This window comes from Pseudomonas sp. PICF6, assembly GCF_009831705.1.
GTDB classification, from domain to species: domain Bacteria; phylum Pseudomonadota; class Gammaproteobacteria; order Pseudomonadales; family Pseudomonadaceae; genus Aquipseudomonas; species Aquipseudomonas rhizophila.
In genome coordinates, this window is the sequence record NZ_WUUD01000020.1 from 97950 (window position 1) to 116095 (window position 18146).

Below are 18146 nucleotides of genomic sequence, written 5' to 3' on the forward strand. Positions count from 1 at the left end.
CCGAGCGCTACAACCGCAAGTGGGACATGCAGTTTTCGCCGAGCATCTGCCATGGCTGCTCCAGCGGTTGCAACATATCCCCGGGCGAACGCTACGGCGAACTGCGTCGCATCGAGAACCGCTTCAACGGTTCGGTGAACCAGTACTTCCTGTGCGACCGTGGCCGTTTCGGCTATGGCTACGTCAACCGCAAGGATCGTCCGCGCCAGCCATTGCTCGCCAACGGCGCCAAGCTGAGCCTGGACGAAGCGCTGGACAAGGCCGCCGAACTGCTGCGCGGGCGCAACATCGTCGGTATCGGTTCGCCACGTGCCAGCCTGGAAAGCAACTACGCCCTGCGTGAACTGGTCGGCGCCGAGCACTTCTACAGTGGCATCGAAGCCGGTGAGCTGGAACGCATCCGCCTGGTCCTGCAAGTGCTCAAGGACAGCCCGCTGCCCGTGCCGACGATGCGTGACATCGAAGACCACGATGCGGTGTTCGTCCTGGGTGAAGACCTGACCCAGACCGCCGCGCGCATGGCCCTGGCCCTGCGCCAGTCGGTCAAGGGCAAGGCTGAAGACATGGCCGACGCCATGCGCGTACAGCCATGGCTCGATGCCGCCGTGAAGAACATCGGCCAGCACGCGCTGAACCCGCTGTTCATTGCCAGCCTGGCTGAAACCAAGCTCGACGACGTCGCCGAAGAATGCGTCCACGCAGCACCGGATGACCTGGCGCGCATCGGTTTTGCCGTGGCCCACGCCCTGGACGCCAGTGCCCCGGCCGTCGAAGGTTTGGACAGTGAAGCGGCCGCGCTGGCCCAGCGTATCGCCGACGCCCTGCTCGCGGCCAAACGCCCACTGATCATCGCCGGCACCTCGTTGGGTTCCAAGGCACTGATCGAAGCCGCCGCCAACATCGCCAAGGCGCTGAAGCTGCGCGAGAAGAACGGTTCCATCAGCCTGATCGTGCCGGAAGCCAACAGCCTCGGCCTGGCCATGCTCGGTGGCGAGTCGCTGGACGCGGCCCTGCAAGCGGTGATCGACGGCAGCGCCGACGCCATCGTGGTGCTGGAAAACGACCTGTACACCCGCACCGACAAGGCCCGGGTGGACGCTGCCCTGAATGCCGCGAAAGTGCTGATCGTTGCCGACCACCAGAAAACCGCCACCACCGACCGCGCCCACCTGGTGCTGCCGGCGGCGAGCTTCGCTGAAGGCGACGGTACGCTGGTCAGCCAGGAAGGTCGCGCCCAGCGCTTCTTCCAGGTGTTCGACCCGACTTACCTGGACGCCAGCATCCTGGTCCATGAAGGCTGGCGCTGGCTGCATGCCCTGCGCGCCACCTTGCTGAACCAGCCGATCGACTGGACGCAACTGGACCATGTCACCGCCGCCGTCGCTTCGAGCAGCCCGCAACTGGCTCGCATCGTCGATGCCGCGCCATCGGCCGCGTTCCGCATCAAGGGCCTGAAGCTGGCCCGCGAACCGCTGCGCTACTCCGGTCGCACCGCGATGCGCGCCGACATCAGCGTCCACGAACCACGGACCTCCCAGGACAACGACACTGCGTTCTCGTTCTCCATGGAAGGTTACTCGGGCTCCGCCGAACCGCGCTCGCAAGTGCCGTTCGCCTGGTCGCCGGGCTGGAACTCGCCGCAAGCCTGGAACAAGTTCCAGGACGAAGTCGGCGGTCACCTGCGTGCCGGTGACCCGGGCACTCGCCTGATCGAAAGCCAGGGCGATGGCCTGAGCTGGTTCGCCAGCGTGCCGCGCGCCTTCAACCCGGCACCGGGCACCTGGCAGGTCGTACCGTTCCATCACCTGTTCGGCAGTGAAGAGAACTCTTCCAAAGCCGCTCCGGTCCAGGAACGCATCCCGGCCGCCTACGTGTCGCTGGCCAAGTCCGAAGCCGATCGCCTGGGCGTCAACGACGGTGCCCTGCTGAGCCTGAACGTCGCGGGCCAGACCTTGCGTCTGCCGCTGCGCATCAATGAAGAACTGGGCGCCGGCCTGGTGGCCCTGCCGGCTGGCCTGGCGGGTATTCCACCGGCGATATTCGGCAAAACCGTCGACGGTCTGCAGGAGGCAGCGCAATGAGCTGGTTTACCCCTGAAGTGATCGACGTGATCCTGACGGTTCTCAAGGCCATCGTGATTCTGCTGGCCGTGGTGGTCTGCGGTGCGCTGCTGAGTTTCGTCGAACGTCGCCTGCTGGGCTGGTGGCAGGACCGCTACGGTCCGAACCGCGTCGGCCCGTTCGGCATGTTCCAGATCGCCGCCGACATGATCAAGATGTTCTTCAAGGAAGACTGGACGCCGCCGTTTGCCGACAAGGTGATCTTCACCCTGGCACCGGTCGTGGCCATGAGCGCCTTGCTGATCGCCTTCGCGATCATCCCGATCACCCCGACCTGGGGCGTGGCGGACCTGAACATCGGCCTGCTGTTCTTCTTCGCCATGGCGGGTCTGTCGGTGTACGCGGTGCTGTTCGCCGGCTGGTCGAGCAACAACAAGTTCGCCCTGCTGGGCAGCCTGCGGGCCTCGGCCCAGACCGTGTCCTACGAAGTGTTCATGGGCCTGGCGCTCATGGGCGTGGTGGTCCAGGCCGGCTCGTTCAACATGCGCGACATCGTCGAGTACCAGGCCCAGAACCTGTGGTTCATCATTCCGCAGTTCTTCGGTTTCTGTACCTTCTTCGTGGCCGGCGTGGCCGTGACTCACCGTCACCCCTTCGACCAACCGGAAGCGGAACAGGAACTGGCCGACGGCTATCACATCGAATATGCCGGCATGAAATGGGGCATGTTTTTCGTCGGTGAATACATCGGCATCATCCTGATCTCGGCACTGCTGGTGACGTTGTTCTTCGGTGGCTGGCACGGTCCGTTCGGCATCCTGCCGCAACTGTCCTTCGTCTGGTTCGCCCTGAAGACCGCGTTCTTCATCATGCTGTTCGTCCTGCTGCGCGCCTCGATCCCGCGCCCGCGCTACGACCAGGTGATGGACTTCAGCTGGAAATTCTGCCTGCCGCTGACCCTGATCAATTTGCTGGTGACCGCTGCGATCGTGTTGATGAACACGCCTGCGGCCGCGGTTCAGTGAGGATTTGACCCATGTTCAAATATATTGGCGACATCGTTAAGGGTACCGGTACCCAACTGCGAAGCCTGGTCATGATCTTCGGCCATGGCTTTCGCAAGCGCGACACCCTGCAATACCCTGAAGAAGCGGTCTACCTGCCGCCGCGTTATCGCGGCCGCATCGTCCTGACCCGCGATCCCGACGGCGAAGAACGCTGCGTGGCCTGCAACCTGTGCGCCGTGGCGTGCCCGGTGGGCTGCATCTCGTTGCAGAAAGCCGAAACCGAAGACGGTCGCTGGTACCCGGACTTCTTCCGTATCAACTTCTCGCGCTGCATTTTCTGCGGCCTCTGCGAGGAAGCGTGCCCGACCACCGCGATCCAGCTCACGCCGGATTTCGAAATGGCCGAGTTCAAACGTCAGGACCTGGTGTACGAGAAAGAAGATCTGCTGATTTCCGGTCCCGGTAAAAACCCTGATTACAACTTCTATCGTGTTGCAGGTATGGCCATTGCCGGTAAGCCAAAAGGCGCCGCGCAAAATGAAGCCGAACCGATCAACGTGAAGAGCTTGCTGCCTTAAGGAAGAAAGATGGAATTCGCTTTCTATTTCGCATCGGGTATCGCGGTGGTCTCCACGCTTCGAGTGGTCACCAACACCAACCCTGTGCACGCCCTGCTCTACCTGATCATCTCGCTGATCGCCGTGGCCATGACCTTCTTCAGCCTCGGTGCGCCGTTTGCCGGTGCGCTGGAAGTGATCGCCTACGCCGGCGCCATCATGGTGCTGTTCGTGTTCGTGGTGATGATGCTGAACCTGGGCCCGGCCTCGGTGCAGCAAGAACGTTCCTGGCTCAAGCCGGGCATCTGGGCGGGGCCGGTGATTCTCGCCGCGCTGCTGCTGGGTGAACTGCTGTATGTACTGTTCGCTCACCAGAGCGGCCAGGCCATCGGCCACACCACCGTAGACGCCAAGGCCGTGGGCATCAGCCTGTTCGGTCCGTACCTGCTGGTGGTCGAACTCGCCTCGATGCTGCTGCTTGCCGCAGCCGTCACGGCGTTCCATTTGGGCCGTAACGAGGCGAAGGAGTAATCACATGCCTGCTATCCCTCTCGAGCATGGTCTGGCGGTTGCCGGCATCCTGTTCTGCCTCGGTCTGGTCGGCCTGATGGTCCGCCGCAACATTCTGTTCGTGCTGATGAGCCTGGAGGTCATGATGAATGCCTCCGCCCTGGCCTTCATCGTCGCGGGCGCTCGCTGGGCGCAGCCGGATGGACAAGTCATGTTCATCCTGGTGATCAGCCTGGCAGCCGCTGAGGCCAGTATCGGCCTGGCGATTCTGTTGCAGCTGTATCGCCGCTTCCACACTCTCGATATCGACGCTGCCAGCGAGATGCGCGGATGAACCTACTCTTTCTGACTTTCGTATTTCCCCTCATCGGTTTCCTGCTGCTGTCGTTCTCTCGTGGACGCTGGTCGGAAAACCTTTCGGCGCTGGTTGGCGTGGGGTCCATCGGCCTGTCTGCCATCGTCACGGCCTACGTGATCTGGCAGTTCAACGTCGCCCCGCCTGAAGGTGGCGCGTACGTGCAGGTGCTGTGGCAGTGGATGGCGGTGGAAGGCTTCACGCCGAACTTCGCCCTGTACCTGGATGGCCTGTCGGTGACCATGCTGGGCGTGGTGGTCGGCGTGGGTTTCCTGATCCACCTGTTCGCCTCCTGGTACATGCGCGGCGAAGCCGGTTACTCGCGCTTCTTCGCCTACACCAACCTGTTCATCGCCAGCATGCTGTTCCTGGTGCTCGGCGATAACCTGCTGTTCCTGTACTTCGGCTGGGAAGGCGTGGGCCTGTGCTCGTACCTGCTGATCGGTTTCTACTACAGCAACCGCAACAACGGTAACGCGGCGCTCAAGGCGTTCATCGTGACCCGGATCGGCGACGTGTTCATGGCCATCGGCCTGTTCATCCTGTTCCAGCAACTGGGCACCCTAAACATCCAGGAGCTGCTGGTACGTGCTCCGCAGCACTTCCAGGCCGGCGACTTCTGGATCGTCCTGGCGACCCTGATGCTGCTGGGCGGCGCTGTCGGTAAATCCGCGCAACTGCCGTTGCAGACCTGGCTGGCGGATGCGATGGCTGGCCCTACCCCGGTTTCGGCACTGATCCACGCCGCAACCATGGTGACCGCCGGTGTCTACCTGATCGCCCGCACCCACGGCCTGTTCGCCCTGGCGCCAGACATCCTGCACCTGGTCGGCATCGTCGGCGGCGTGACATTGGTGCTGGCCGGTTTCGCAGCCCTGGTCCAGACCGACATCAAGCGTATCCTCGCCTACTCGACCATGAGCCAGATCGGCTACATGTTCCTGGCCCTGGGCGTCGGCGCCTGGGAAGGCGCGATCTTCCACCTGATGACCCACGCCTTCTTCAAGGCGCTGCTGTTCCTTGCTTCCGGTGCGGTGATCGTTGCCTGCCACCACGAGCAGAACATCTTCAAGATGGGCGGCCTGTGGAAGAAACTGCCACTGGCCTACGCCAGCTTCATCGTCGGCGGCGCGGCCCTGGCGGCCCTGCCACTGGTCACCGCCGGTTTCTACTCCAAGGACGAGATCCTCTGGGAAGCGTTCGCCAGCGGTAACCAGGGTCTGCTCTATGCCGGCCTGGTGGGTGCGTTCATGACCTCGCTGTACACCTTCCGCCTGATCTTCATCGCGTTCCACGGTGAAGCCAAGACCGAAGCCCACGCTGGCCACGGCATTGCCCACTGGCTGCCACTGTCGGTGCTGATCGTGCTGTCGACCTTCGTCGGCGCAATGATCACGCCACCGCTGGCCGATGTACTGCCGCAAAGCGTCGGCCATGCCGGCGGCGACGCCAAGCACAGCCTGGAAATCGCTTCGGGCGCCATTGCCCTGGCCGGTATCCTGCTGGCCGCCCTGCTGTTCCTGGGCAAGCGTCGCTTCGTCACTGCGATCGCCAACAGCGGCATCGGGCGATTCCTTTCGGCCTGGTGGTTCGCTGCCTGGGGCTTCGACTGGATCTACGACAAACTGTTCGTCAAGCCATACCTTGCGATCAGCCACATTCTGCGCAAAGACCCGCTCGACCAGACCATTGGCCTGATCCCGCGCATGGCCAAGGGCGGCCACACTGCCCTGAGCCGTACCGAGACCGGTCAACTGCGTTGGTATGCGGCTTCCATGGCGGCTGGCGCCGTGCTGGTTATCGGCGCCATCGTGCTGGTAGCGGTCTGATATGAACCTTGCGAACTTGCGAAAGGAAACGAGCCCGTCATGATTCTGCCCTGGCTAATCCTGATCCCCTTCATCGGCGGCCTGCTGTGCTGGATGGCGGAGCGTTCAAGCTCCACCCTCCCGCGCTGGATTGCGCTGCTGACCATGTCCCTGGAACTCGCACTCGGCCTCTGGCTCTGGGCGACCGGCGACTATTCATTTGCTCCGGCCCCTGGCGCCGATCCGACCTGGGCGCTTGAGTTCAAGCACATCTGGATCGAACGCTTCGGTATCAGCGTGCATCTGGCTCTCGACGGCCTGTCGCTGCTGATGATCCTGCTGACCGGCCTGCTGGGTATCCTCTCGGTCCTGTGCTCCTGGAAAGAGATCCAGCGTCACGTCGGTTTCTTCCACCTGAACCTGATGTGGATCTTGGGCGGTGTTGTCGGCGTGTTCCTGGCGCTGGACCTGTTCATGTTCTTCTTCTTCTGGGAAATGATGCTGGTGCCGATGTACTTCCTCATCGCGCTCTGGGGTCACAGTTCTTCGGACGGCAAGAAAACCCGGATCTACGCGGCGACCAAGTTCTTCATCTTCACCCAGGCTTCCGGCCTGATCATGCTGGTGGCGATCCTTGGCCTGGTGCTGGTCAACTTCAACAACACCGGCGTGATTACCTTCAACTACGCCGACCTGTTGAAAGTGCAGATGTCGCGCACCACCGAGTACGTGCTGATGCTGGGCTTCTTCATTGCCTTCGCGGTGAAGCTGCCGGTGGTGCCGTTCCACTCCTGGCTGCCGGACGCCCACGCCCAGGCGCCGACCGCAGGTTCCGTGGACCTGGCCGGTATCCTGCTCAAAACCGCCGCCTACGGCCTGCTGCGTTTCGCCCTGCCGCTGTTTCCCAATGCCTCGGCCGAGTTCGCGCCGATTGCCATGACCCTGGGTCTGATCGGGATTTTCTACGGTGCGTTCCTGGCGTTCGCCCAGACCGACATCAAGCGCCTGATCGCCTTCTCCAGTGTTTCGCACATGGGCTTTGTGCTGATCGGGATCTACTCCGGCAGCCAGTTGGCCCTGCAAGGCGCGGTGATCCAGATGCTGGCCCACGGTCTGTCGGCTGCGGCACTGTTTATCCTCAGCGGCCAGTTGTACGAGCGTCTGCACACTCGGGACATGCGTGAAATGGGCGGTATCTGGTCGCGCATCGCTTACCTGCCGGCCATCAGTCTGTTCTTCGCCGCGGCGTCCCTGGGCCTGCCGGGCACCGGTAACTTCGTCGGCGAGTTCCTGATCCTGATCGGCTCGTTCGTCAGCGCTCCGTGGATCACCGCCATCGCCACCTCTGGCCTGGTGTTCGGTTCGGTCTACTCGCTGATCATGATCCACCGCGCCTACTTCGGCCCGACCAAGTCGGATGAAGTGCTGCGCGGCATGGACGGTCGCGAACTGATCATGGTGCTCGGCCTTGCGGTGCTGCTGGTTTACCTCGGCGTCTACCCGCAACCGTTCCTCGACACCTCTGCCGCCACGATGCATGGCGTGCAGCAGTGGCTCGGCACCGCCTTCTCTCAACTCGCTTCGGCCCGGTAAGAGCGCTATGGAATTCACGATTCAACACTTTATCGCGCTTGCGCCGCTGTTGATCACCAGCGCCACGATCATCGTGGTGATGCTGGCGATCGCCTGGCGGCGCAATCACTCACAGACCTTCCTGCTGTCGGTGGCGGGGCTGAACCTGGCCCTGCTGTCGATTTTGCCGGCCCTGAAAGTCGCGCCGCTGGCGGTCACCCCGCTGTTGCAGATCGACAGCTTCGCGTGCCTGTACATGGCGCTGATCCTGGTCGCCACCCTCGCCTGCGTCACCCTCGCCCACGCCTACCTCGGCGATGGCGGTACGGGTTACCCGGGCAACCGTGAAGAACTGTACCTGCTGATCCTGATGGCCGCCGCCGGTGGCCTGGTCCTGGTCAGCGCGCAGCACCTGGCCAGCCTGTTCATCGGTCTGGAGCTGCTGTCGGTGCCGGTCTACGGTCTGGTGGCCTATGCCTTCTTCAACAAGCGCTCCCTGGAAGCGGGCATCAAGTACATGGTGCTGTCGGCCGCCGGTTCCGCGTTCCTGTTGTTCGGCATGGCCCTGCTCTACGCCGAAGCCGGCACCCTGAGCTTCGTCGGCATCGGTCAGGCCCTGGCGGCCACCGGCCTGCCTAGCCCGATCGCGCAACTGGGCCTGGGCATGATGCTGATCGGCCTGGCGTTCAAACTGTCGCTGGTGCCTTTCCACCTCTGGACCCCGGACGTCTACGAAGGCGCCCCGGCACCGGTGGCGGCGTTCCTGGCCACCGCGTCGAAAGTCGCAGTGTTCGCGGTGATGGTGCGGTTGTTCCAGATCTCGCCAGTGGCCAGCAGCGGTGTGCTGAGCGACGTGCTGACCATCATTGCCATCGCGTCGATTCTGTTCGGTAACCTGCTGGCGCTGACCCAGAGCAACCTCAAGCGTCTGCTGGGTTACTCGTCCATCGCCCACTTCGGTTACCTGCTGATCGCGCTGATCGCCAGCAAGGGCCTGGCGGTGGAAGCCATCGGCGTGTACCTGGTCACCTACGTGATCACCAGCCTTGGCGCGTTCGGCGTGATCACCCTGATGTCCTCGCCGTACAACGGCCGTGACGCCGACGCACTGTACGAATACCGCGGCCTGTTCTGGCGCCGTCCGTACCTGACCGCCGTGCTGACCGTGATGATGCTGTCCCTGGCCGGCATCCCGCTGACCGCAGGCTTCATCGGCAAGTTCTACATCATTGCCACCGGCGTCGAGGCTCACCAATGGTGGCTGGTCGGCTCCCTGGTGCTGGGCAGTGCCATCGGCGTGTTCTACTACCTGCGCGTGATGGTCACCCTGTACCTGATGGAACCGAACCTGCGTCGCCACGATGCCGAGTTGCACTGGGAACAGAAGGCAGGCGGCGTGATGCTGCTGGCTATCGCCGTACTGGCGTTCTTCCTCGGTGTGTACCCGCAGCCGTTGCTGACCCTGGTTCAGCAGGCCGGCCTGACGGGTTGATCACCCGAACGCTGTAGCATCAAAAAATGCCCGTATCGCTTGATACGGGCATTTTTTTTGGGCTGTAGAAGTCGCCTACCTCGGGCTATCCTGAGGCGCTTGAACATACGACTCCAAGAGGGAAAGGCTTTGGGCATGGACATCGATTGCGTGGTGGTGGGCGCGGGCGTGGTCGGGCTCGCCGTGGCTCGGGAACTGGCCCAGACCGGTCACGAAGTGCTGTTGATCGAAGCCGGCGAAGCCATCGGCATGGGCACCAGCTCGCGCAATTCCGAAGTCATCCATGCCGGCATTTATTACCCTCCGGGGAGCCTCAAGGCGCAACTGTGCGTCGAAGGTCGCCAACAGTTGTACGCGTATTGCGCGAGTCATGGGGTCGCGACCCACAGGCTTGGCAAATTGATCGTTGCCAAGGATCAGCTTCAGGTGGAGGGGCTCAAGGCCTTGCTTGAGCGAGGATTGAAGAACGGTGTCGACGACCTGCGTCTGCTCGATCAGCAGCAGGCGCTGGAGCTGGAGCCCGCTCTGGCCTGCGTCGCCGCGCTGTATTCGCCTTCCACCGGTATCGTCGACGCGCACGCACTGATGCTGGCCTTGCAGGGGGATGCCGAAGCGGCCGGTGCCGACATCGTATTTCACACGCCCTTGCTGAGGGCACGGACCATCACCGGAGGTTTCATGCTGGAGCTGGGTGGTACGGCGCAGATGAGTCTGTCCTGCCGCCGACTGATCAACGCCGCCGGCCTCCAGGCGCCCGCCCTCGCCCGCCGTATCGAAGGCTTGGCGCCGCACTCGGTGCCCCGCGATTATCTGTGCAAGGGCAACTACTTCAGCCTGACTGGACGCGCGCCTTTCCGGCATCTGATCTACCCCGCTCCGGAAGCTGCCGGCCTGGGCATTCACATGACCTTGGATATGGCGGGCCAGGCCCGTTTCGGTCCGGACACCGAGTGGCTCGAGCGCGAGGACTACCGCGTGGACCCGGCCCGCGCCGAAGCCTTCTACCCGGCGATTCGCAATTATTGGCCAGGCTTGCCGGACCAAAGCCTACAACCGGGCTACAGCGGCATCCGTCCGAAAATTTCCGGCCCCGATGAACCGGCCCGGGACTTCCTCATCAGCAGCCCCGCCGAGCATCAGGTCCCGGGGCTGATCAATCTGTTCGGGATCGAATCGCCAGGGCTGACCTCCTGCCTGGCGCTTGCCGGGCGGGTGCGGCAACTGATCGTCTAGCGGTGGGGGCAGCGCAAAGTGCAATGCATTTTTCCATGCCCTCATGCAGGCTGCACGACCCGCAAAAAACAGACTGATATAACCTGCTGTTTTAAAACGAGTTTATATAAATCATTGGCTGGCACGACTGATGCAATTTCCCTGTAACGCGGCGTTGGCGCTTGAAGCCGGCCCGCATCCGTGAATTGCCAGGAGCTACATATGAACGCCATCGACCTGTTGAAAGCCGACCATGAACGCGTCAAGGCCATCCTTGCCCAGCTGAGCGAATCAACCAGCCGGGGCATCAAGAAACGCACCGACCTGTTGGCGAAGCTGGAAATGGAAATCTCCATTCATACCCGACTGGAAGAAGAGATTCTCTATCCGGCCTACAAGCAGGCCGGCGGCAAGGAGCAGGCCGAGATGTACTACGAGGCCAAGGAAGAGCACCGCACCGTCGACTCGCTGGTGCTGCCGGACCTGAAGAACACCGACCCGTCCACCCCAGAATTTGCCGGCCGGGTGAAAGTGGTCAAAGAGTTGCTTGAGCACCATATCGAAGAAGAGGAAACCGAGATGTTCCCTCAAGCCAAAAAGCTGCTGGGCAAAGCGACGCTGGAGTCGTTGGGCGAGCAGATGGAAGCCATGAAGGCGCAGTACAAAAAAGAAATGAGCAGCTCCAGCATGGCCGCTTGATCAGGCGCTGCCGATGCGTTCAGCCGTTTGCCACGGCTGAACGCAGCCGGGCAGCTCACTGCATCTGTTCTCGCAAGAACTCCAACAGCGCCTGCACCGGGCGCGAACTTTGCCGATGTTGCGGATAGACCGCCGACAGCGCCAAGGCCTCTGTCTCGAAGCCTTCGAGCACCTTGATCAATCGACCGTCCTTCAATGCCTCTCCGACAATGAACGTCGGCAGATACGTGATGCCCATGCCCGCGATAGCCGCGTCCCTGAGTAAATCGCCGTTATTGGCACGCATGCGTCCGGCGACCTCCAGGGTCAGCGGTTTGCTGCGTCCACCGAACCGCCATTGCACCTGACGGCTATGCCCATAGGGCAGGCAATCGTGATTGCGTAGGTCTTCGGGCCGTTCGGGCGTGCCGCGTTGCGCCAGGTAGGCGGGGCTGGCGCAGTACACTCGCTCGATGGTCGCGATACGCCGGGCGATCAACGTCGAATCCTCCAGCACGCCAATGCGCAGCGCGATGTCGTAGCCTTCCCCCAGCAGGTCAACCGAGCGATCACTCAAATCCACTTCGACACTCACCTCTTGGTGGCGCTGCAAGAACAGCGGTAACAGGCTGCCCAGGTGCGCGACCGCGAACGAAAGTGGTGCGCTAAGACGAATGGTGCCGCGAGGCTCGCTGGTCTGGCCGCTGATGCCCTGCTCCACCTGTTCGACTTCACTGAGCAGGCGCAGCGCTGCTTCGTAATAGCGCTGGCCCAGCGGTGTCACATCCAGCCGTCGTGTCGAGCGATTGAGCAAACGCACGCCCAGTCGTTGCTCCAGTTCCATGAGCTTGCGGCTGACGAACTGCTTGGACAGCCCGAGCTTTTCCGCCGCCGCGGTGAAACTGCCCGACTCCATGACCTGGGCAAAAATGCGCATTTCTTCGAAGGGATTCATTGTCATTCCAGGGTGGACAGTCGGGATGTTCTGGTGGGTATTGTGGATAGGGTGAGACAGGTTGCATAGAGGGTGAAGGTGTAGCCGTCATCGCGAGCAAGCTTTGCTCCCACAAGGATCTTGTGGTCACCCTGAATAAATGTGGGAGCGAGCCTGCTCGCGATGACGGCCGATCAGCTTGCCTAAAAGTGGATGCCATGCACAAAAACGCCCGCACAAGGCGGGCGTCATCCAGCAGCAACCACTCAGCTTACTTGGCGGTCAGCGCCGAATAGCTGTTCATCAGGTTGCGGTAGTTGGGAATACGCTGGGACAGCAGATTGCCCAGGCCTTCGATGTCGTTGCGCCAGTCGCGGTGCAGCTCACAGGCCACCGAGAACCAGTTCATCATCTGCGCGCCGGCAGCCGTCATGCGCACCCAGGCCGCCTGTTGCACGGTTTCGTTGAACGTGCCCGAAGCGTCGGTGACGACGAACACTTCGAAACCTTCGGCCAGCGCCGACAGCGTCGGGAATGCCACGCAGACGTCGGTTACCACGCCAGCGATGATCAGTTGCTTGCGACCGGTGGCCTTGATCGCCTTGACGAAGTCTTCATTGTCCCAGGCGTTGATCTGGCCTGGGCGCGGGATGTACGGCGCGTCCGGGAACATTTCCTTGAGCTCTGGCACGATCGGGCCGTTAGGGCCGTCTTCGAAGCTGGTGGTCAGGATGGTTGGCAGCCCGAAGAATTTCGCCAGGTCAGCCAGGGCCAGCACGTTGTTCTTGAACTCGTTGGGCGAGAAGTCCTGGACCAGGGAAATCAGACCCGTCTGGTGATCGACCAGCAGAACGACTGCGTCGTCCTTGTTCAGGCGATTGTAAGCGTAAGCAGGAACGTTGCTCATGGGATGACTCCTTTGGATGGATGTATTGAAAAACAATGTGGGAGCGAGCCTGCTCGCGATGACGGTATGTCAGCTTGCGGCTACGTCGGATTTGCCGACGCCTTCGCGAGCAGGCTCGCTCCCACAGGGGAGAATCGGTGCGTTAGTCAGAAAGCAAAGCAGGAGCAGCCAAACGCGCCCCAGAAGCCCTGAAAATCGCTGACTGGAACGTTCGACAGCCGCGCCCGTTCATGGCTATGGGCGTGCACCGTGCACGGGCCGCTGCACTGGTGGACTTGCGCCTGCAACGGTGAAGTCGGACGCCAGTGGCCGGGCACCTTGACCACCGGCGACCAGTCCGGGAGTACCGGCACGCTGGCGGGGCCGAGTTTTTCGAAGTCGCCGGCGGCGTACACCACCTTGCCGTCGACCACTGTCAGCACCGACTCGATCCACTTGATGGCCTCTTCCTCGACGCTGAAGAAATCCGCGCTCAGTGCCGCCAGGTCCGCCAGTTGGCCGACCTTGATCTGGCCTTTCTTGCCCTGCTCCGAGGAGAACCAGGCGCTGCCATGGGTGAACAGTTCCAGCGCCGTCAGGCGCGGCAGGCCTTCTTCGTGCAACGAGAGGCCACCGACGGTGCGGCCGCTGACCATCCAGTACAGCGAGGTCCAGGGGTTGTAGCTCGACACCCGAGTAGCGTCGGTACCAGCCCCCACCGGTACGCCTTCGGCCAGCATGCGCTTGATCGGTGGCGTGGCTTCGGCGGCCTTGGCACCGTAGCGATCGACGAAATATTCACCCTGGAAGGCCATGCGGTCCTGGATTGCGATACCGCCGCCCAGCGCTCGCACGCGTTCGATGTTCTTCGGTGTGATGGTCTCGGCGTGGTCGAAGAACCACGGCAGACCGTTGAACGGAATGTCGCGGTTGACCTTCTCGAACACATCGAGCATGCGGCTGATGGATTCGTCATAGGTGGCATGCAGGCGGAACGGCCAGCGCTGCTCCACCAGGTGCCGAACCACCGGCTCCAGATCTTGCTCCATGCCCGGTGGCAGGTCCGGACGCGGTTCGAGGAAGTCTTCAAAATCCGCTGCCGAAAACACCAACATCTCACCGGCGCCGTTGTGCCGCAGGAAGTCATCGCCCTGGTGCAACTTGACGCTGCCGGTCCAGTTCTTGAAGTCGGTGAGTTCTTCCTTGGGCTTCTGGGTGAACAGGTTGTAGGCGATGCGCACCGTCAACTGCTGCTCCCGGGCCAACTGCTCGATCACCGCGTAATCATCCGGGTAATTCTGGAAACCGCCGCCGGCATCAATGGCGCTGGTCAGGCCCAGGCGATTGAGTTCACGCATGAACTGGCGCGTGGAGTTGACCTGGTACTCCAAAGGCAGCTTCGGCCCCTTGGCCAAGGTCGAGTAAAGGATCATTGCGTTGGGCCGCGCCACCAGCATGCCGGTGGGTTCGCCCTTGCTGTCGCGCACGATCTCGCCGCCCGGCGGGTTTGGCGTATCGCGGGTGTAGCCGGCCACTCGCAAGGCGGCGCGGTTGAGCAAGGCACGGTCATACAGGTGCAAGACGAATACCGGGGTGTCCGGGGCTGCCTGGTTGAGTTCTTCCAGGGTCGGCATGCGTTTTTCGGCAAACTGGAATTCGTTCCAGCCGCCCACCACCCGCACCCATTGCGGCGTCGGTGTGCGATCTGCCTGGTCCTTGAGCATGCGCAAGGCATCGGCCAGGGAAGGCACGCCTTCCCAGCGCAGTTCCAGGTTGTAGTTCAGGCCACCACGGATCAGGTGCAAGTGCGAGTCATTGAGCCCGGGGATGACGGTACGGCCCTTGAGGTCGATAACCTGGGTGCCGCTGCCGCGCAGGGCCATGGCCTCGGCGTCGGTCCCTACCGCGACGAAGCGCCCCTGGCTGATGGCGACCGCACTGGCGCGGGGTTTCTCACGGTCGACGGTATGGAACTGGCCATTGAATAGAATCAGATCGGCGTTCATCGGACTTCCTTTGGCGATAAATGTGCAGGTGAATCAATCGGTGGTGGCATTTAGCAGGGGGCTGCTCCGCAGCCAGCGGGGATAAATCCCCTCGCCACAAAACCCCCTTGCCACAACAGTGTTTGTCACAACAGCTCGGCGCTGCTTAGGGCTCCAGGTGTTCGTGGGTTTGAGAGGCTTCTAGCCACGGCGCGAACAGGCGGGTGGCCAGCGGCATGCACACGTACACCACCGACAGCACGATGGTCAGGGTGATCAGGAATGTGGCGACTACGTAGTTGGAAAGAAATGCGTGAAGTTGCAGCACAGGCCCCCAGATCAGCGGTACCAGCAAGGTGTGGGGCAGGATGACCAACAGCGTCACCACCGCCTGTTTCCAGCGTGGCGGAGGAATGGCGGCATCGGCCAGCGGGGCGAACCAGAACTCCTTGTGGGGGGCGACTTCGGTCTGGTCGCCATCAGCCAGCAGCGGCGCGGCCTCTTCCACCAGCTCGCGGCGCTGGGGCGAATCCAGCCAGCGTTGCATCGCCTCGGTGGAGCAGAAACGCAGCACGCAGGTAAACAGCGACAGCCCGCCCAGCTTGCCCCGCACCACATCCACACCCAAGTGCCCAGGCCACTGACCAGCCACCCGCACAGTGCGGCGCAACCAGGCCTCATAAGCCGCGTCCTGGCCGGACTTGATCCGGTGCTTGATCACCAGGGTGACGATTTCGTCGAAGCCGGGTTTTGCAGGGCCGCTGGTGGATTCAACGGTTTGAGGTTCAGACATGACGTAGCACTCCAACAAAACGCGTGTTCATCGCCAGACGCCCAGGCCCGGCAATCAACACGCTGGTAAATACAATCAGCAGCAGCCAGCCGAACTGCCCTTCTTCCAGGGTCCACTGCGGGTGTACCACCACAAGTGCGACGGCCAGCAGAAACAGGATGGGCACGCACGCCAGACGCACGAGGACCCCGGCCATGATCAACAGGGGGCAAAGCACTTCGGCGAAAATCGCCAGCATCAGGGTGGGCGCGGCGCCCAGGTGAAACGGATCCTCGATGCGCGTCAGCTCAACGCTGTAATGCAACAGCTTGGGCAGCCCGTGGACCCACAGTAAAAACAGCCCACCGCTCAGGCGCAGAAACAGCAAACCCAGATCCTGCAGGGAACGTTCGTGCACATTGCTCATCGCTGTACTCCATCCAGATCCGCATAGGCGGCGGCCGGTAACGATTGAGACATGTGGGTGGCAATGCGCGAGCGCAGCCAGCGCTCGGCCGGATCGTTGTCATGCACACCGCTCCAAACCATCGACAACTCGGCGGCATTGATCTGGAACGGCGGATCCTCAGCGCGCAACGCGCAGCCTTCCACCAGCGCGCAGGCGGCGTAGTCAGGCACGGTGGCGATCAGTTCGGTGCCTGCCAGCAAGGCTCGCAGACCGCTGAACTGCGGCACCGCCAACACCACTTTGCGCGTTCGACCAATGCGGGCCAGGTCCAGGTCGATATTGCCGCTCAGGTCGCCCGAAAACGAAACCATGGCATGGGGCCGCGCGCAGTATTCGTCCAGGGTCAGCGGCCCAGGGCGCTGGTCGCCGCGCAAGACCTTGCAGGGAATGTCGCGCAACTTCTTGCGCTTGGCATTGGCCGGCAGGTCGGTGGTGTAACTCACGCCGACGCTGATTTCACCACTGGCCAGCAGCGACGACATCAGCAGAAAATTGGCCCGGCGCACCACCACAATGATGCCGGGTGCTTCTTCGCGCAGTTGACTGAGCAAGGGTGGAAACAGGCCGAATTCGGCATCGTCGGACAAACCGATGCGGAATACGTCGCAACTGGTGGATGGATCGAAAGCCTTGGCCCGGCTGACCGCGCCCGAAATCGTATCCATGGCCGGCTGCAGTTCCTGCAGGATCGCCAGGGCCCGCGGCGTCGGCTCCATGCCGCGACCGTTGCGGATCAGCAGCGGATCGTCAAACAGATCCCGCAGCCGTCCCAGCGCAGCGCTTACCGCCGGCTGGCCCATGAACAGCTTTTCGGCGACACGGGTCAGGTTCTTCTCGAACATCAGCGCCTCGAAGATCACCAGCAGGTTCATGTCGAGGCGGCGTAAATCATTGCGGTTCATGGGTGTTGTTCCTGTTGAATACCGGTCCTGTGGGAGCGAGCCTGCTCGCGAATGTGGTAGCACAGTCGACATAAGTGCCAGCTGACCCACCGCTTTCGCGAGCAGGCTCGCTCCCACAGGCTTGCGGCTTGGTCAACCCTGGATAAACGCCAGCAGGTCCGCGTTCAGGCGGTCCTTGTGGGTATCGGTCAGGCCATGCGGCGCGCCGGGGTAGATCAGCAACTGCGAGTTCTTGAGCAACTTGGCGGCGGCGATGCCGGCGGTTTCGATGGGGACCACCTGATCATCATCGCCATGCACCACCAGGGTCGGCACATCGATATTGCGCAGGTCTTCGGACAGATCCGTCTCCGAGAACGCCTTGATGCAGTCGTAGGTGTTCTTGTGACCGGCGAGCATGCCCTGCATCCAGAACCAGTCGATCATGCCCTGGGAGACCTTGGCGCCCGGCCGATTGGCACCGAAGAACGAACTGGCCACATCTTTGTATAGCTGAGATCGGTCAGCCAGGGAGGCCTGGCGGAAACCGTCGAACACCTGCACGGGCAAGCCACCCGGGTTGGCCGGGGTCTTGAGCATCAACGGGGTCACCGCCGAGATCAGCCCGAGCTTGGCGACGCGGGCGGCACCATGACGCCCCATGTAGCGGGCGACTTCGCCACCGCCGGTGGAGAAGCCCAGCAGCACCGCTTCCTTGAGGTCCAACCGCTCGATCAGCTCGGCCAGGTCATCGGCATAGGTGTCCATGTCGTTGCCGTCCCACGGCTGGCTGGAGCGCCCGTGCCCGCGGCGGTCATGGGCGATCACGCGGTAACCGTTGGACGCCAGGAACATCATCTGCGCCTCCCAACTGTCCGAGTTCAACGGCCAGCCGTGGCTGAAGACCACCGGTTGACCACTGCCCCAATCCTTGTAGTAGATCTCGGTGCCGTCGCGGGTGATGAAGG

At 62.3% G+C, this 18146-nt stretch carries 17 protein-coding genes; 10 read left to right on the top strand and 7 right to left on the bottom strand.

Annotated elements, in window-relative coordinates:
- The 10 genes from GSM73_RS13660 to GSM73_RS13705 form a co-directional block, all read left to right on the top strand.
- The coding region (locus tag GSM73_RS13660) for a molybdopterin-dependent oxidoreductase (protein ID WP_256676901.1) at positions 1-2081 on the top strand (2081 nt) is incomplete at its 5' end.
- The gene (gene nuoH, locus GSM73_RS13665; RefSeq protein WP_047227737.1) at positions 2078-3085 is read left to right on the top strand and encodes an NADH-quinone oxidoreductase subunit NuoH; all 1008 of its coding nucleotides are present in this window, start codon (positions 2078-2080) and stop codon (positions 3083-3085) included. The genes GSM73_RS13660 and nuoH, both read left to right, overlap by 4 nt.
- Before the next feature lie 11 nt (positions 3086-3096).
- Complete coding sequence (nuoI, locus tag GSM73_RS13670; protein ID WP_047227738.1) at positions 3097-3645, top strand: NADH-quinone oxidoreductase subunit NuoI; 549 nt, start codon at positions 3097-3099, stop codon at positions 3643-3645.
- Positions 3646-3654: 9 nt separating this feature from the next.
- On the top strand, positions 3655-4155 hold the full coding sequence (gene nuoJ / locus GSM73_RS13675; protein WP_047227739.1) for an NADH-quinone oxidoreductase subunit J: 501 nt from the start codon (positions 3655-3657) through the stop codon (positions 4153-4155).
- Positions 4156-4159: 4 nt separating this feature from the next.
- Positions 4160-4468 (top strand): NADH-quinone oxidoreductase subunit NuoK, encoded by a 309-nt coding sequence (nuoK, locus tag GSM73_RS13680; RefSeq protein ID WP_044463936.1) that lies wholly within the window; start codon positions 4160-4162, stop codon positions 4466-4468.
- On the top strand, positions 4465-6318 hold the full coding sequence (gene nuoL, locus GSM73_RS13685) for an NADH-quinone oxidoreductase subunit L (protein WP_107322295.1): 1854 nt from the start codon (positions 4465-4467) through the stop codon (positions 6316-6318). Before nuoK ends, nuoL begins: the two co-directional genes overlap by 4 nt.
- Positions 6319-6357: 39 nt before the next feature.
- Entirely contained in the window at positions 6358-7890 is a 1533-nt protein-coding gene (nuoM, locus tag GSM73_RS13690; protein WP_047227741.1) for an NADH-quinone oxidoreductase subunit M, read from the top strand.
- A 7-nt stretch (positions 7891-7897) separates the two neighbouring features.
- Positions 7898-9361 (top strand): NADH-quinone oxidoreductase subunit NuoN, encoded by a 1464-nt coding sequence (gene nuoN / locus GSM73_RS13695; RefSeq protein ID WP_047227742.1) that lies wholly within the window; start codon positions 7898-7900, stop codon positions 9359-9361.
- Between the two features lie 129 nt (positions 9362-9490).
- Complete coding sequence (locus tag GSM73_RS13700; protein ID WP_160892943.1) at positions 9491-10594, top strand: NAD(P)/FAD-dependent oxidoreductase; 1104 nt, start codon at positions 9491-9493, stop codon at positions 10592-10594.
- Positions 10595-10795: 201 nt separating this feature from the next.
- On the top strand, positions 10796-11272 hold the full coding sequence (locus GSM73_RS13705; RefSeq protein ID WP_160892945.1) for a hemerythrin domain-containing protein: 477 nt from the start codon (positions 10796-10798) through the stop codon (positions 11270-11272).
- Between the two features lie 55 nt (positions 11273-11327).
- Here the strand turns inward: GSM73_RS13705 and GSM73_RS13710 are convergent, their stop codons facing one another.
- From GSM73_RS13710 to GSM73_RS13740, 7 genes are all read right to left on the bottom strand, one after another.
- The gene (locus tag GSM73_RS13710; protein ID WP_047227745.1) at positions 11328-12206 is read right to left on the bottom strand and encodes a LysR family transcriptional regulator; all 879 of its coding nucleotides are present in this window, start codon (positions 12204-12206) and stop codon (positions 11328-11330) included.
- 250 nt (positions 12207-12456) lie between these two features.
- Positions 12457-13092 carry an isochorismate family cysteine hydrolase YcaC gene (ycaC, locus tag GSM73_RS13715; RefSeq protein ID WP_076385491.1) on the bottom strand — a complete coding sequence of 212 codons (636 nt, stop codon included), beginning with the start codon at positions 13090-13092 and terminating at the stop codon, positions 12457-12459.
- Between the two features lie 146 nt (positions 13093-13238).
- Positions 13239-15077, bottom strand: coding sequence for an amidohydrolase (locus tag GSM73_RS13720; RefSeq protein ID WP_076385492.1), 1839 nt, complete (start codon positions 15075-15077; stop codon positions 13239-13241).
- Between the two features lie 145 nt (positions 15078-15222).
- Entirely contained in the window at positions 15223-15849 is a 627-nt protein-coding gene (locus tag GSM73_RS13725) for an antibiotic biosynthesis monooxygenase (RefSeq protein WP_047229367.1), read from the bottom strand.
- A complete protein-coding gene (locus GSM73_RS13730; protein WP_139050656.1) occupies positions 15842-16255 on the bottom strand; it encodes a DoxX family protein in 414 nt (137 codons plus the stop codon). The genes GSM73_RS13725 and GSM73_RS13730 overlap by 8 nt, the downstream gene beginning before the upstream one ends.
- A complete protein-coding gene (locus GSM73_RS13735; protein WP_047229365.1) occupies positions 16252-17199 on the bottom strand; it encodes a LysR family transcriptional regulator in 948 nt (315 codons plus the stop codon). Before GSM73_RS13735 ends, GSM73_RS13730 begins: the two co-directional genes overlap by 4 nt.
- Positions 17200-17331: 132 nt before the next feature.
- Positions 17332-18146 (bottom strand): alpha/beta fold hydrolase (locus tag GSM73_RS13740; protein WP_218575703.1); only part of this gene is annotated, 815 nt, incomplete at its 5' end.

Coding starts and splice junctions, on each gene's coding strand:
- GSM73_RS13730 (WP_139050656.1), bottom strand. CDS start 16,255: ATGAGCAATGTGCACGAACGTTCCCTGCAGGATCTGGGTTTGCTGTTT.
- nuoK (WP_044463936.1), top strand. CDS start 4,160: ATGCCTGCTATCCCTCTCGAGCATGGTCTGGCGGTTGCCGGCATCCTG.
- GSM73_RS13710 (WP_047227745.1), bottom strand. CDS start 12,206: ATGAATCCCTTCGAAGAAATGCGCATTTTTGCCCAGGTCATGGAGTCG.
- GSM73_RS13720 (WP_076385492.1), bottom strand. CDS start 15,077: ATGAACGCCGATCTGATTCTATTCAATGGCCAGTTCCATACCGTCGAC.
- nuoI (WP_047227738.1), top strand. CDS start 3,097: ATGTTCAAATATATTGGCGACATCGTTAAGGGTACCGGTACCCAACTG.
- nuoH (WP_047227737.1), top strand. CDS start 2,078: ATGAGCTGGTTTACCCCTGAAGTGATCGACGTGATCCTGACGGTTCTC.
- nuoM (WP_047227741.1), top strand. CDS start 6,358: ATGATTCTGCCCTGGCTAATCCTGATCCCCTTCATCGGCGGCCTGCTG.
- nuoJ (WP_047227739.1), top strand. CDS start 3,655: ATGGAATTCGCTTTCTATTTCGCATCGGGTATCGCGGTGGTCTCCACG.
- nuoN (WP_047227742.1), top strand. CDS start 7,898: ATGGAATTCACGATTCAACACTTTATCGCGCTTGCGCCGCTGTTGATC.
- GSM73_RS13705 (WP_160892945.1), top strand. CDS start 10,796: ATGAACGCCATCGACCTGTTGAAAGCCGACCATGAACGCGTCAAGGCC.
- GSM73_RS13725 (WP_047229367.1), bottom strand. CDS start 15,849: ATGTCTGAACCTCAAACCGTTGAATCCACCAGCGGCCCTGCAAAACCC.
- nuoL (WP_107322295.1), top strand. CDS start 4,465: ATGAACCTACTCTTTCTGACTTTCGTATTTCCCCTCATCGGTTTCCTG.
- GSM73_RS13735 (WP_047229365.1), bottom strand. CDS start 17,199: ATGAACCGCAATGATTTACGCCGCCTCGACATGAACCTGCTGGTGATC.
- ycaC (WP_076385491.1), bottom strand. CDS start 13,092: ATGAGCAACGTTCCTGCTTACGCTTACAATCGCCTGAACAAGGACGAC.